The following is a 14,251-nucleotide window of genomic DNA, read 5'->3' as shown; positions in this document are numbered from 1 at the left end:
CGGAGCAGGTCCGGCCGTCAGTCCCGGAGCAGGTCCGGCACACCGTCCTCGTCCGGCTGGTCGCGCCGGTCCGAGACCACCGTCAGCTGCTGGGTCGCCCGGGTGAGCGCCACGTACAGCACGCGCAGTCCGGCCGGTGACTCGTCCGCGATCTCCGCCGGGGAGACGACGACCGTCGCGTCGTACTCCAGGCCCTTCGCCTCCAGGGAGCCGAGCGCGACGGCCCGGTCACCGAGCCCGGCCAGCCAACGCGCCGCCTGCTCACGCCGGTTCATCGCGACCACGACGCCGACCGTGCCGTCGACGCGGTCCAGAAGCCGCTGCGTCTCGCTCCGTACGGTCTCGGCAAGATCCCCGTCCCGTACGACACTGAAGCGCGGCTCCACGCCCGTGGAGCGGACCGCCGACGGAGACTCCATGCCCGGCATGGCCAGCGCCAGCACCTTGGCCGCCAGCTCGGCGATCTCGGCCGGGTTGCGGTAGTTGACGGTGAGCTGGAAGCGGCGGCGCGGGCGGCTGCCCAGCGCCTCGTCACGGGCCTCGGCCGCCTCGTCCGGGGACGACCAGGACGACTGCGCCGGGTCGCCCACGACCGTCCAGGTGGCGTGCCGCCCACGGCGGCCGACCATCCGCCACTGCATCGGGGTGAGGTCCTGCGCCTCGTCGACGATGACATGCGCGTACTCGGTGCGCTCCTGCGCCAGCCGCTCGGCGCGCTCGCGCTGCGTCTCCTGGCGCTGCGGCATCAGCTCCTCCAGACCGGTGAGCTGGTCCAGCGGGTCGAGCTCGCGCTTGCGTCTGGGGCGGGCCGGGGTGCCGAGCAGCATCTGCAGCTCGTCGAGGAGCGCCACGTCGTGCACCGACAGGGCTTCGCGGCGCAGTGAGCGGGCCAGGCGGCGCACCTCGCCCGGGTTGAGGATCCGCCGCGCCCAGCGCCCGAGCCGCCTCTCGTCGGCCATCGCGCTGAGCACCTGGCGCGGGGTGAGCTCGGGCCACCAGGCGTCCAGGAAGCCGATGAAGGCGTCCTCGGACGCCACGTCCTCGTCGAAGGAGGACCGCAGCTCGGCCGCGAGCTCCGGGTCGGTGTGCCGGGTCCCGGCACCGGACTTGGCGTACAGGGCGTCGAGCAGCAGCCTGCGCGCACGCGGGCGCAGCAGATTGACGGGCGCGGTGCCGCCGAGGACGTTGTGCCGGATGCGCTGGAGTTCGTCGGCCGACAGCTCCAGGCGCCGTCCGAAGGCGACGACACGCAGCCGCGAGGGCGTCGCGGCGGCGACCACCCGGCCCTCGTCGCGCTCGTCGGGCTCGTCGCCGAACGCGAGCTGGCCGCCCGGCTCGGCGCCCCCCGCTCCGCGCCCGGAGCGCGAAGAGCGACCGGCGCGCGCGGACGCCGCCGGACCCCCGGGAAGCTCCAGCGCGCCCCGAGCAGCGTTGCGGAGCACCTTCAGCATCCGCGATGAGCCCTTGATGCGGGCCACGGCCGGTTCGTCGTACGCCGTCGCCTCCACGCCGTCGACCAGATTGCCGACCGCACGGATCGCGACCTGCCCCTCCTCGCCCAGCGACGGCAGCACGCCCTCGGTGTACGCCACGAGCAGCGGCGTCGGCGAGACGATCAGGATGCCGCCCGCGTACCGTCGGCGGTCCTGGTAGAGCAGATACGCCGCCCGGTGCAGCGCCACCGCGGTCTTGCCGGTGCCGGGACCGCCCTCCACATACGTCACGGACGCGGCCGGGGCCCGGATCACCAGATCCTGTTCCGCCTGGATGGAGGCGACGATGTCCCGCATGGTGTGGCTGCGGGCCTGCCCGAGCGCCGCCATCAGCGCGCCGTCCCCGATGACCGGGAGCTCGGCGCCGTCGAGCACGGCGGACAGCTCAGGGCGCATCAGGTCGTCCTCGACCCCGAGGACCTTGCGGCCCTTGGAGCGGATGACCCGACGGCGTACCACCCGGCCGGGATCGATCGGGGTCGAGCGGTAGAAGGGCGCGGCGGCCGGCGCGCGCCAGTCGATGACCAGCGGCGCGTAGTCGGAGTCGAGGACCCCGATCCGGCCGATGTGCAGGGTCTCCCCGATGTCCGCCGTGTTGTCCGCCGCCACGGCGTCGTCGGCGGGCTCGACCGAGGTGTACGCGCCGTCCGGGCCCTTCTTGCCGTCCTTGCCGCGCAGCAGGTCGATACGCCCGAAGAGGAAGTCCTCGAACTCGTTGTTGAGCCGGCTCAGGTGGATACCCGCGCGGAACACCTGGGCGTCCCGCTCGGCGAGCGCGCCCGGGGTGCCGACCTGGCCACGCTTGGCGGCGTCGTGCATCAGGAACTCCGCCTCGTGGATCTTCTCCTCGAGGCGGCGGTACACGCGGTCCAGATGTTCCTGCTCGACACCGATCTCTCTGTCCCGGACGGAGTCCTGGACAGAGTCGACAGCGGCTTCCTGCGCGGCCACCGAGGCCCCCTTCTGACGTGCACTGGGCAGCCGTCAACCGTACGCGAAGGGGGCGAATCTGTCAGGCGTCGACCTCCACGAGCCGCTTTCCGTCGAAGGTGCGGACCTCGAAGTGATCGATGTCGCTGCGGTTCATCGCCGCTCCGCCGTGCACATAAAGCGGCTTCTTGCCCATCTTTTCGGGGCTGTCCGGGATGCCGTAACCCCACTTCGGGACGGCCCAGGAGGTCACGACCTCCTCCTCGCCGGTCTTGGAGACGGCGATCAGATTGCACTTGAGCGGACCCTTGACGTTCTTCAGCTCCAGAACGGTGTGGGTGCCCCAGGCCTTCGTCTCCATGCCGACGGTCGCGCTGACCTTGGTGGTCGCGTCCGTGGCCTGCACCTTCGTTTCCATGTGGTTGAAGAAGGCGTCCTCGGCCGGCGAGGTGGGGTGCGGAGTCGTGGCTGCCTGGTTGCTGCCGGTGTCGTCCGACGTGACCACGACCGCGACGGCCGGACCGCCGATGATCAGCGCCGCGGCGGCCGCGACCAGATACATCCCGCGCCTGCGCTTGGCCGCGCGCTTGGCCGCGACCTCGTCGAGCAGTCCGCCGAGCAGCTTGGGGCTCGGGGCGGTGGGCACCACGGGGACGGGCCGCGGCGGCGAGTACTCCCAGTCGGACGCCGACCGCGCGCCGGGCAGCAGGTTCAGCACGTTCGACTGCTGGGGCGGTGCCGGGGCCTCGGCCAGCATGGCCAGCATCGGCTCCATCCCGGAAAACTCTTCGAGGTGGGCGGCGCAGATGTCGCAGCCCGCCAGATGCGCCTCGAAGGCGGAGGCGTCCGCGTCGTCCAGGATGCCGAGCACATACGCAGCGGCGGCGTCGTGTACGGACTCCTGCTCGTACATGGTCATGCCGTGACCCCCCTCTCCTCCAGAGCGAGCTTCATGGAACGGAGTGCGTAGAACACCCGGGAACGCACCGTCCCACTGGGTATGCCGAGCGTCTCGGCCGCCTCATTGACCGTACGCCCCTTGAAATACGTCTCGACAAGAACTTCCCTGTGGGCGGGCGTCAAATCATCGAGCGCATCTGAGAGCGTCATCAGCCACAACGCCTTGTCGATCTCGTCCTCCGCGGGCATGACCTCCAGCGGCGACGGATCGACCTCCTGCGGCCGGGCCTGCCGGCTGCGGTGACCGTCGATGACGATGCGGCGTGCGACCGTCACCAGCCAGGGTCGGACAGAGCCGGTTGCTCGGTTGAGCTGACCGGCGTTCTTCCAGGCACGGATGAGCGTCTCCTGCACCACGTCCTCGGCACGCTGGCGATCGCCGGCGACGAGGCGCAGTACATAAGCAAGCAAAGGTCCCGCATGTTCGCGATACAGCGCGCGCATCAGCTCCTCGTCAGGTGCTGAGGAGTCGTTGCGTGGCTTCTCGCTGCGATGGCGGGCCCTTTGCGGACGGTCATCGGCCACGGCGGCATCCTTGCGCACCTGAACCTCCCGGTCGAGACCCTGTTTTGGCTGACTGCTTCTCCCCCATCACTACGGAGGCCACAGGCGCATCACTCAACGTCCGCCGGAAAAACTTTCAAGATCTTTTACGAGGGTCCCCTGGCGGGCCCCGGCGCGGGTCTCAGGGCGGGCCTCAGGCCGGGTCCCGCCTGGTCTCAGGCCGGGTCCCGCCTGGTCTCAGGCCCTTGCCACGGCCGCCCTGCGCCGGTGTCTGGCGACCCGCTCGCGGTTCCCGCACACCTCGCTGGAACACCAGCGCCGGCGCCGTCCGCGGGAGGTGTCCAGATAGACCCGACGGCAGCTGTCGCCCTCGCACTGCCGCAGCCGGGCCCTGGCCACCGGATCGGTCAGCAGCTCCACGGCGTCGCGGGCGATCGCGGCCAGCAGCGCCCCGCACTCGGGCGCGGCGCTCAGCGCCCGTACCAGAAAGCCCTCTTCGTCGCGGACGGCTCGGATGCCGGGCGGCGCTCCCGCGGCGAGGGCGTTCACCCGCTCCAGCGCGGACTCGGCGCTCCGGCCGTCGATCTCGGCCCGCACCAACTGGGTGATCCAGTCGCGCAGTTCGATGAAGCCCTCCACCCACTGGCTCTCCGCGCCCGCCAGCTGGGTACCCGCGGGCACCAGGCCGGCGCCCACCAGCCACCGGCCGAGCCGCCCGGACCCGTTCAGCGGCTCGCGTCCGCCGGGCGGCCCCTCCGCGGTCGCCACCAGGTCCAGGCAGAGCCGCCCGGAGTCGAACCTCCAGTCGTAGGAGGCTGCACCCGTCGCGCCTGCCACCATGCGCCTTGTCACCGCCCTCGGGGTCACCGCCGGGTCTTTCCACCAGAGTGCCCTGAGGAGCGTGCGGCCGGAACCCCTCGTGGTCCGGCCGCACGCGGGTGAGTCAGTCGCGGGCGATGCCCGGCGCGATGTCCTCGTACTGCTTCTCGTGCTCCTTCTCGTGCTGCTTCTCGTGCTGCTGCGAGGGCGCGGCGCTGCGGGCACCGGTCGCGGGCGCCGGCTTGCCGCAGAAGGCCGCGTCCAGCGTCTTGGCCATGATCCCCAGCACATCACCGTTGTTGGAGGTGTTGGCGACCGCGGTGATGCTGCGCTTCCCGTCCTTCGAGGTGAACGAGTAGGTGTAGTAGCCCTGGACGGTGCCCGTGTGCCCGTACACCGAGACGCCGCACGACAGATCGCGGCGGCGCAGGCCGAGTCCGTAACCCTGGGTGCTGTTGACCGGTGTCCACTGCTGCATCTGCGCCAGCCGGTCGGCGGAGAGCAGCTTGCCGCCCAGCAGCGCCGAGAAGAACGTGTCCAGGTTCCTGGTGCTGGAAATCACCGCACCGGCGCTCTGCGCCCAGGAGACGGTCTGCCGGGTGGAGTCGACGAGCGGCGCGCCCGCCTCGTCGGGCGTGAGATAGCCCTTGGTGTGCCGGCCCGGGAGCGCGGTGTCGGGGTGGACATAGAAGGTGTCGCGCAGCTTCAGCGGCTTGATGATCCGGTCGCGGTACTCGGTGCTCAGGGTGTGTCCGGTGAGCTTCTCGATGAGCATGCCGACAACGACGAAGTTGGTGTTGGAGTACGAATAGGCCGCGCCGGGCTGGTTGTTCAGCGGCTTGGCCAGCGACAGGTCCACCAACTCCTTGAGGGTGAAGACCCTGTTGCGTACGGACTCGAAGCCCGGGCCCGTCTGCGCGAACATGTCGTTCGTGTAGTCGTACAGACCGCTGCGGTGGCTCAGCAGATGGCGCACCGAGATCCGGTCGTCGGGAAGCAGCCCGGGCAGATAGGTGTTGACCGAGGTGTCCAGGTCGAGCCTGCCCTCGTCGACGAGTTGCAGCAGCACCACCGAGGAGAAGCTCTTGCTCACGCTGCCGACCCGGAAGCGGTCCTGGGTGCTGATGGGCCGTCCGGTGACCCGGTCGGCGATGCCTTCGGCGGCCTTGTACACCGTGCCGTTGTCGTCGATCCGCGCCATCGCGCCGGGCGCGCCCTTTGCCAGCGCCGACCGCAACACCTCACGCAGTCCCGCCAGATCGGGCGCCGGCATCCCCTCGGCCGCGGCCGTCGGGGTGCTCTCGGCGGCGGATGCGGCCTGCGCGGGAACTGCCAGCAGCGACAGCAGAACCGCGCCCAGTGCCGTGCCCCTGCCCACCATGCCTGAGACCATCTGGTTCTTCTCCATTCGCGTACGAGCCGCGCCGCGGATGCGGACTCCGGCAACAGCTATACGCGTTGGACCTCATGGCAGGTTGCATCGGCGAGGGTGAACACCCGGACCGCGAACGGCTCGAGCGGGGACGGCTGGACCGTGGGCGGCTGGACCGTGGGCGGCTGGGCACGGTGACGCGACGCGGGCGCGCGCCCTACCGCGTCACGCGTCCGCGTACTTCGTGTCCGCGGCGGGGTCCAGGGCCAGCCGGTAGCCCCGCTTGACCACGGTCTGGATGATCTTGGGCGCGCCGAGCGCCGTACGCAGCCGGGCCATCGCGGTCTCGACGGCGTGCTCGTCGCGGCCCGCGCCGGGCAGCGCGCCCAGCAGGTCGGCGCGCGAGACGACCCAGCCGGGGCGCCGTGACAGCGCGCGCATCAGGGCCATCCCGGCGGGCGGCACCGGCCGCAACTCGCGGTCGACGATGACCGCGTGACCGCGGATCTCGATACGGCGGCCCGCGACCGGGAGCGTACGGGCGCGGCCGGGCAGCTCAAGACCGAGGAGCTGCACCAGCGGCCCCAGCCGGAAGCGGTCCGGCTGCACCGTGGTGACGCCAAGGGCCTGCAGCGGCAGCGCCGTGACCGGCCCCACACAGGCGGCCAGCACATCGTGGTCGAGGGCGTCCAGCAACTCGCGGAGCAGGCCACGGGACTCGGCGCGGGAGAGCAGCGACGCGGCGGCCGGGGCGCTGGTGAAGGTCACGGCGTCCAGGGCACGCGAGACGGTCGCGTCGAGGAGCCGGTCCAGGGGTGCGAGGTCTTCCGGCGCCATCCACCGGTAGACGGGTACGAGGACGACGTCGGCGCCCGCCGCCCGCAGCGACTCGACGAACCCGGGCAGTGGCTCGCCGTGCAGCTGAAGCGCGATACGACGGCCCGCGACACCTTCGGTGAGCAGCCGGTCGAGGACCTCGGCCATGGACTCGGAGGCTGGGGACCACTCCTCGGTGAGCCCGGCGGCGCGGATGGCACCCTTCACCTTCGGCCCGCGCGCCAGCATTTCCACGCCGCGCAGCCGCGCGAGCAGTTCCTCCCCGCAGCCCCAGCCGTCCGCGGCCTCCACCCAGCCGCGGAAGCCTATTGCGGTGGTGGCGACAACCACGTCGGGCGCGTGGCCGATGAGCTCCTTGGTGGCGGCGAGCAGGTCGGCGTCGTCGGCGAGCGGAACGATACGCAGGGCGGGGGCGTGCATGACGGTGGCGCCGCGCCGGCACAACAGTGCGCCGAGCTCGTCGGCACGCCGCGCAGCGGTGACCCCGACGGTGAAGCCGGCAAGCGGCCCGTGCTGAAGGTCTTGCATGTGATCGTCCCTACTCTGTCCCACCCTGTACGGATGTGGCGACCGAGCCTGCCAACGGTGCGTGACAGACTCGGTTCGCCGGCATTTCTCCGGTGTTACACCTCTGCGTAGCTGAGCTGCGGCTTCGTTTCGGCAACCGGCTGCGAAGCGGTGACGGGCCGGCGAAGGTATACCGCCCAGGTCACGGCGAAACAGGCCGCGTAGAAGGCGAGGAAGGCGACGAACGCCGAGGTGCCGGTGTGCGCCGTGAGGAAGGACTGGCGGAAGGCCAGGTTGATGCCGAGCCCGCCGAGCGCACCCACCGCGCCGATCAGCCCCATGGACGCGCCGGACAGCCGCCGGCCGTACGCGGCCGCCGCCTCGCCGGTCATGCCCTTGGCGATCGCCTTCGCCTGGAAGATGCCGGGGATCATCTTGTACGTGGAGCCGTTGCCGACCCCGGTCAGCACGAACAGCACGATGAACGCGGCGGTGAACAGGGCCAGCGACTTCTCCACTGAGGCGAGTACGACGACCCCGGTGGCCACGCCCATGCCGAGGAAGTTCCACAGGGTGATGCGCGCGCCACCGTAACGGTCGGCGAGCCAGCCGCCGAGCGGCCTGATGAGCGAGCCGAGCAGCGGCCCGATGAAGGTGATGGACGCGGCCTGCAGCGGCGTACGTCCGAACTGCGTCTGGAGGACCAGGCCGAAGGCGAAGCTGTAGCCGATGAACGACCCGAAGGTGCCGATGTAGAGGAAGGACATGATCCAGGTGTGCGGATCGCGCACGGCTTCCTTGGAGGCGCCGGTGTCGTTCTTGACCGGGGCGAGGTTGTCCATGAAGAGCGCGGCGCACACCGCGGAGACCAGGATGAGCGGGATGTAGATCCCGAGCAGCAGGCGCGGTCCGGCGGCCGCTCCGATGACCGCGAGCCCGACCAGCTGCAGGACGGGCACGCCGATGTTGCCGCCGCCCGCGTTCAGGCCGAGCGCCCACCCCTTCTTCCGCAGCGGGAAGAAGGAGTTGATGTTGGTCATGGAGGAGGCGAAATTGCCACCGCCCACGCCGGTGAGCATCGCGACCAGCATGAACGTGGTGTAAGAGGTCCCGGGTTCCATCACCAGGTAGGCCGCGACCGTGGGCAGGAGCAGCATCGACGCCGCGATGATCGTCCAGTTGCGTCCGCCGAAGCGGGCGACGGCAAAGGTGTACGGAACCCGGATGAAGGCGCCCACCAGCGTGGCCATGGCCACCAGGAAGAACTTGCCGGCCGGGTCGATGCCGTACTCGGGCCCCATGAACAGGACCATCACAGACCACAGGGTCCACACGGAGAATCCGATGTGCTCACTGAGCACGGAGAAGGCGAGGTTGCGCCGGGCGACCTTCTCTCCCTTCTCTCGCCAGAAGGTCTCGTCCTCCGGGTCCCACTCTTGAATCCAGCGGCCTGCCATCACGCGCCTCCACGGGTGTCGGGTACTGGAGGCGACGTTATGGACGGCTCGTTTCGGCTCCGGTGGCGTGAGGTGACCGGTGCGAAACCTTGCTCTCACCCGGGCGTCACCTCCGGTGTGAGCCGGTCACCTCTCCCGGGACTTTCTGGGCATCCCCGGGGGCGCCTTGCGGACGCCGTTCGGCCACAGCCGCGGGCTTCGCTTGGCCGCCAGGTCTTCGATCCAGCCCACGGCCACGATCATCAGCCCGATGAGCGGCCAGACCAGCAGGAACATCCAGATTGAATACGTCGTCTCCAGCGCGCCGCTCAGGTGCTCGTCCACGAAGGGTATCTCCCACAGCAGGTCGAGCAGCGGGACCGTCGCCATGATCAGAGCGTTGTGCCAGAGGTAGATCGTCACCGCGCGGTTGTTGGAGAGCGTGACGTACCTGTCGAAGCGGGCGAGTTTTCCGGGCAGCTCCTGCCAGGACGGGGAGTACTGGAGCAGGATCATCACAAAGCCGAGGGACCAGGTGGCCTGGGCCAGCGGGATGTCGTTCAGGTCCCAGCCGTCCTCGGTCTGGTGGCCCGAGGCCCACCACAGGCCGAAGGCCATCACCAGGGCGGAACAGGAGATCGCGAGATGCCGCGGGATCTTCTGCAGCAGGCCCTCGTGGTGTGCGAAGCCGAGGACCCAGCAGGAGCCGAAGACGGCGAAGTCACAGACCGCGTTGCCGGTCTCGCCCGGGATGTTCACCAGGCCGGTGCCGACGACCGCGGTGAGGCCGAGCGGCGCAAGCAGCGTGACCCAGGGCAGCCTGCGGAAGGCCCACAGGAGCAGCGGCGAGGCGATCACGAACCAGAGATAGGCGCGCAGATACCAGAGCGGACCCACCGCCTGGACCGCCCAGGTGTCCTCCAGCAGACCCGCCTTGTCACCGATGCTCCAGGGGAACTCCGGGGCGCCGACGGGGACGATGTAGCAGAACAGCCTGGCGAACCACCACAGCCCCTCCTCCTTGACCGGCTTCCAGCCGGCCGCGAAGAGCATGGCGAGCATGACGGCGCTGAACGCCCACAGCGGCGGCAGCAGCCTGCGGATACGGCCGCGGATCACCCCGAGCGCGGGCCGCGACAGCGAACGCGCCATCAGCGAGCCCGCCAGCGCGAACATCACGCCCATGGACGGGAAGACGATCGTCAGCCAGGCCCAGCCGAATATGTGGTAGACGACGACGCGGACCAGCGCGAAGGAACGCAGCAGGTCGAGATAGCGGTCGCGGCCCGGCCGCGCGGCCTGTGCCGCCGGCGCCGTGGCCGGTGCGGCCGTGGAAGCGTGACTCATGCGACGGGCCTCCGGTCCTCACTGCTGCGGCGCTGGCTCGGTATGACGCCCGGCGCCTCCACCGCTCCCGTACGCCGCAGCTTCTGCCAGCGCAGCCGGCCGCCGGTCAGCGCGGTTATCCACGACTGCAGCAGCACGACGTACATCAACTGCCGGTACAGCAGCTGCTGAAGGGGCAGCGAAACCAGATGGGTCATGCGCTCGCCGTCCAGCCGGAAGGCGTACGCGGCGCATACGAGCTGCACGGCGAGGACGCCCAGCCAGGCGGCGATCGTCTTCTCGGTGGGGCCGAAGACCAGTCCGTAGAGCAGGAAGACGTCGATCAGCGGGGCCAGCAGCGGGGCGAGCACCATGAAGAGGGAGACGAACGGCAGACCCACCCGGCCGAAGCGGCCCGACGGCCCGCGCTCCACGAGCGCACCGCGGTGCTTCCAGATCGCCTGCATGGTGCCGTACGACCACCGGTAGCGCTGCGACCACAGCTGCTGCACGGTCTCCGGGGCCTCGGTCCAGGCCCGCGCGCGCTCGGCGTAGACGATGCGCCAGCCGTCACGGTGCATGGCCATGGTGATGTCGGTGTCCTCGGCGAGGGTGTCCTCGCTCATGCCGCCGACCCGTTCCAGGGCCCGGCGGCGGAAGGCCCCGATCGCTCCGGGAATGGTGGGCATGCAGCCCAGCACGTCGTACATCCGGCGGTCGAGGTTGAAGCCCATCACATACTCGATGTGCTGCCAGGCCCCGATCAGGGTGTCGCGGTTGCCGACCTTGGCATTGCCCGCGACCGCGCCGACGCGGATGTCGCCGAAGGGCTGGACCAGCTCACGGACGGTGGACGGCTCGAAGACGGTGTCGCCGTCCATCATCACGACGATCTCGTAACGAGCGTGCCTGATGCCGTTGTTGAGGGCCGCAGGCTTGCCGCCGTTGGGCTGCCGTACGACACGGACACCGGGCAGCCGCAGCGCCTCGACGATGTCCGCGGTGCCGTCCGTGGAGCCGTCGTCGATGACGATGATCTCGATGGGGTGGTCGCTCGCCATCAGCGAGCGGACCGTGTTGGCGATGCACTCGCGTTCGTTGTAGGCGGGGACCAGCACGGACACCGGACCGGTGATCGGCGCGCCCCAGCTGAAGTCGGGCCTGCGCACCTTGCGGGCATGCGCGAAGGACAGGATCAGCATCAGCCCGAAGCGCGCCAGCACGAGCACGCCGATTGCGGCGAGGCCGACGACCAGGACCTCCGTGGTGTGCTCGGAGAAGGCGACGGCGGTGACGAATGCCTTCCCCTTCCACAGCTCGGGTCCGGTGACCTTGGTGTGGGCGCTGGGCGCGCCGAGTGCCTCGGTGAGGTTGGTGAAGCGGTAGCCCCGGTTCTTCATCTCCGGCAGGAAGCGGTCGAGGGCCGCGACGGTCTGCGAGCGGTCGCCGCCGGAGTCGTGCATCAGCACGATCGAGCCCTGGGTGCCCTTGGGCGTGGCCCGCTTGATGATCGCGTCGACGCCGGGGCGCTGCCAGTCCTCGGAGTCGGTGTTGTTCAGGGCTGTGATGTAGCCGCGGCTGCCTATGTACTGCGTGACCGGCCAGGACTTGTTGTCCAGGGCGTCGGAGAACGAGGAGTACGGCGGGCGGAACAGCGAGGTGCGGATGCCGGCCGCGCCCGCCAGCGCCAGCTGGTTCTCCGAGAGCTCCCAGTCGATGCGCGCGGTGGACTGGTAGGAGAGGTCGGGGTGGTTGAAGGTGTGCAGTCCGACCTCGTGCCCCTCGCGCACCATCCGTTCCACCAGCTCGGGGTGGCGTGAGGCCATGGTGCCGGTGACGAAGAAGACGCCGTGCGCGTTGTACTTCTTCAGCTTGTCGAGGACCTTCGGCGTCCAGACGGGGTCGGGCCCGTCGTCGAAGGTCAGCACCAGCCTGCGGTCCGGGATGTTCAGGGTCTTGGGATCGGCCTTGTCGCGCGCGTCGATGACCGGTCCGCCCTCGAGGATCTTCTCGGGGACCTGGTCGGTGGGGGCCGGGGGGCGGACGCGGTGGTCGGCGAGGATCTCGCTGTGCACATAGCCGCGCAGCATCAGCATGGCGAGCAGCGCGACCAGGAAGAGCACGGGCAGCAGATACCGCATGGGCATTCTGCGTACGGTCGGCCGAGATCTGGGCCGCCGGTGAGCGGCCCTGCCGTCGGGGGTTGTCATCTAGAGCGCGCCTTCTTGCACTGGTGGCTCGGTGGGGTTGCCGCTGGGGCCGGGGTCGGACGGCGTGGGCAGGGAGGGGCTGGTCTCCGGCTCGGGCCCGGGGTCGCTGCCGCCGCCGCCGGGCGGTGTGGAGATCGAAGTACCACCTGGCCTGGTACCTCCGCCGGTGGGCTTGGGGGCTGCGGAGCCGGAGACGCCCGGTCCCGGGGCGGCCGAGGTCCCGCCCGCGATACCGGTGGACGCACCGTTGGAGGGTTGCGGCAGCAGTGCGCCGGTGGAGTCGGTGGGCGTGGGTGCGCCGGGAACGGAGCCGGGGGTGGCCCCTGCGGTGGCGCCGCCGCTGGGGTCGGGCTGGATCTGGACGGTGTCGGTCCGCTCCTCGTCGTCCTGGACGAGACCGGGAAGCAGGGGCGCTGCGGAGTTGCCGCCGAGGAGGGCGGCGACCAGCGTGATGGCATAGCAGGCACAGGCGACGGCCAGCAGCCAGCCGACGCGGCGGAACTTCTTGCTGCGACGGCCGCTCTCGTCGACGAACACCGGACCGTCGGAACTCTCCTGAGGAACGGGGGCGGCCGGATCCCCCAACGTCCTGCCTCGGACGTCGAGTTGTACCGTCACCTCGCTCGGCTCATACGCATGCCCGATATGAGCATCCTCGCGCCAATTTTCCACAGTTGTACGCACACCCCCACGACCTCAATAACGGGTGCGCTTTCAACTGGCCTGATCTCGTCGGACTGGGTCCCCACCCAGCCCGAGCGCCCCCTACCACACCCACCCGGACACTGAATGTAGCGCACGCTGGTGACACACGTGCCCTTGTGTCAGTTGTTGTCACACATCAGCGACATATCGGCTTCCGGCAGCCAGTCGTCAGGGTCACGTTCCAGCCACCCCTCCTCCGCCGCAAGCCGCGCCGCCGCTGACCGCAGGGCGTCCAGGCCCGGATGAGAGATCCCTTTGCGCCACACCATGGAGAGCGGCGACAGCGGTACGGGATCGACGATCGGGCGCAGGACGCAGTCCGGCATCGCCGGGAAATCCACGACCGCCAGGACGGGGATGGGGTTCTTCGCCATCACCCGCCGGAACTCCTCGACGCCCACGGCCATGGGCGCGGGCGGCGCAATCTCGATGCCCCGCCCGGCGAACAGCCGCCGCGCCAGGTCCGTCCACTCCAGGGTTCGCGGATTTCCTGCACCGGCATATACGCACTCACCCGCGAGCGCGTTCAACGGGATCCGTTCGCGTGCGGCGAGCGGGTGTTCCCGCGGCAGCAGCACGGCCATCGGCTCGTACCGCACCGGCTGATGGGACAGCAGCGCCTGTACGCCGGGTTCGAGTCCCGCGAGGCGTCCGAAGGAGACATCGAGCCGCCCGCCGACGATCTCGGCGGCGGCCCCGGTGAGACCGCTCTCGAAGCGGGCCATCAGCTCGCACTCCGGCGCGAGTTCACGCGCCCGGGCCAGCACGCGGCCGGAGGCCATGCCCGCGCTGTTGAGGTCGACGAGAAGGGGCCGGGAGGCGCCCGAGGCGGCCGCGAGCAGTGCGTCCTGCGCCTCGAGCACCCGCCGGGCGTACGGCAGCAGCCGCGCGCCGTCGCCGGTGAGGGTCACCTGCCGGGTGGTCCGTATGAAGAGCTCGACGCCCAAGTCCCGCTCCAGCCGCCGGATATCTCGACTGAGGGCCTGCTGCGCGATGTAGAGGCGGGCGGCGGCCCGGGTGAAGTGCAGTTCGCCGGCGGCGGCGACGAAGGCGCGGAGGAGGCGGGGGTCGATGTCTCGGGGCACGCGGCTGAATTTACAACGGGGATGCGTCAATGGGGGCGGAGCAGGTGTTGGACGTGGGGAGCGGGCG

General features: G+C 70.3%; 11 protein-coding genes. All 11 read right to left on the bottom strand.

All coding sequences use genetic code 11. From position 1 onward, the window contains the following. Nucleotides 1–17: 17 nt before the first annotated feature. The 11 genes from OG729_RS24235 to OG729_RS24185 all read right to left on the bottom strand — a co-directional run bounded on the left by OG729_RS24235 (nt 18) and on the right by OG729_RS24185 (nt 14,184). Nucleotides 18–2,444, bottom strand: a complete 2,427-nt coding sequence (locus tag OG729_RS24235; RefSeq protein WP_405808073.1) for a HelD family protein — start codon at nt 2,442–2,444, stop codon at nt 18–20. A gap of 61 nt (nt 2,445–2,505) precedes the next feature. Further along, the gene (locus OG729_RS24230; protein ID WP_360880078.1) at nt 2,506–3,342 is read right to left on the bottom strand and encodes a zf-HC2 domain-containing protein; all 837 of its coding nucleotides are present in this window, start codon (nt 3,340–3,342) and stop codon (nt 2,506–2,508) included. After that, entirely contained in the window at nt 3,339–3,926 is a 588-nt protein-coding gene (locus OG729_RS24225) for a sigma-70 family RNA polymerase sigma factor (RefSeq protein WP_142217417.1), read from the bottom strand. The genes OG729_RS24230 and OG729_RS24225 overlap by 4 nt, the downstream gene beginning before the upstream one ends. Before the next feature lie 198 nt (nt 3,927–4,124). Beyond that, nucleotides 4,125–4,727, bottom strand: coding sequence for a CGNR zinc finger domain-containing protein (locus OG729_RS24220; protein WP_405811261.1), 603 nt, complete (start codon nt 4,725–4,727; stop codon nt 4,125–4,127). A gap of 103 nt (nt 4,728–4,830) precedes the next feature. Then, nucleotides 4,831–6,114 (bottom strand): serine hydrolase domain-containing protein, encoded by a 1,284-nt coding sequence (locus OG729_RS24215; RefSeq protein WP_405808072.1) that lies wholly within the window; start codon nt 6,112–6,114, stop codon nt 4,831–4,833. Between the two features lie 189 nt (nt 6,115–6,303). Next, complete coding sequence (locus OG729_RS24210; RefSeq protein WP_405808071.1) at nt 6,304–7,443, bottom strand: uroporphyrinogen-III synthase; 1,140 nt, start codon at nt 7,441–7,443, stop codon at nt 6,304–6,306. A 95-nt stretch (nt 7,444–7,538) separates the two neighbouring features. Then, nucleotides 7,539–8,879 carry a nitrate/nitrite transporter gene (locus OG729_RS24205; RefSeq protein WP_405808070.1) on the bottom strand — a complete coding sequence of 447 codons (1,341 nt, stop codon included), beginning with the start codon at nt 8,877–8,879 and terminating at the stop codon, nt 7,539–7,541. A gap of 126 nt (nt 8,880–9,005) precedes the next feature. Further along, complete coding sequence (locus OG729_RS24200) at nt 9,006–10,205, bottom strand: acyltransferase (RefSeq protein WP_405808069.1); 1,200 nt, start codon at nt 10,203–10,205, stop codon at nt 9,006–9,008. Then, entirely contained in the window at nt 10,202–12,325 is a 2,124-nt protein-coding gene (locus OG729_RS24195; protein WP_405811260.1) for a bifunctional polysaccharide deacetylase/glycosyltransferase family 2 protein, read from the bottom strand. The genes OG729_RS24200 and OG729_RS24195 overlap by 4 nt, the downstream gene beginning before the upstream one ends. A gap of 69 nt (nt 12,326–12,394) precedes the next feature. Further along, nucleotides 12,395–13,012, bottom strand: a complete 618-nt coding sequence (locus tag OG729_RS24190) for a hypothetical protein (RefSeq protein WP_405808068.1) — start codon at nt 13,010–13,012, stop codon at nt 12,395–12,397. A gap of 206 nt (nt 13,013–13,218) precedes the next feature. Beyond that, entirely contained in the window at nt 13,219–14,184 is a 966-nt protein-coding gene (locus OG729_RS24185) for a LysR family transcriptional regulator (protein ID WP_405808067.1), read from the bottom strand. Nucleotides 14,185–14,251: the final 67 nt, after the last annotated feature.

Origin of the sequence: Streptomyces sp. NBC_00210, from assembly GCF_045160975.1 — a bacterium.
Classification (GTDB): Bacteria; Actinomycetota; Actinomycetes; order Streptomycetales; family Streptomycetaceae; genus Streptomyces.
This window is presented reverse-complemented; position numbering and strand designations above follow the sequence as displayed.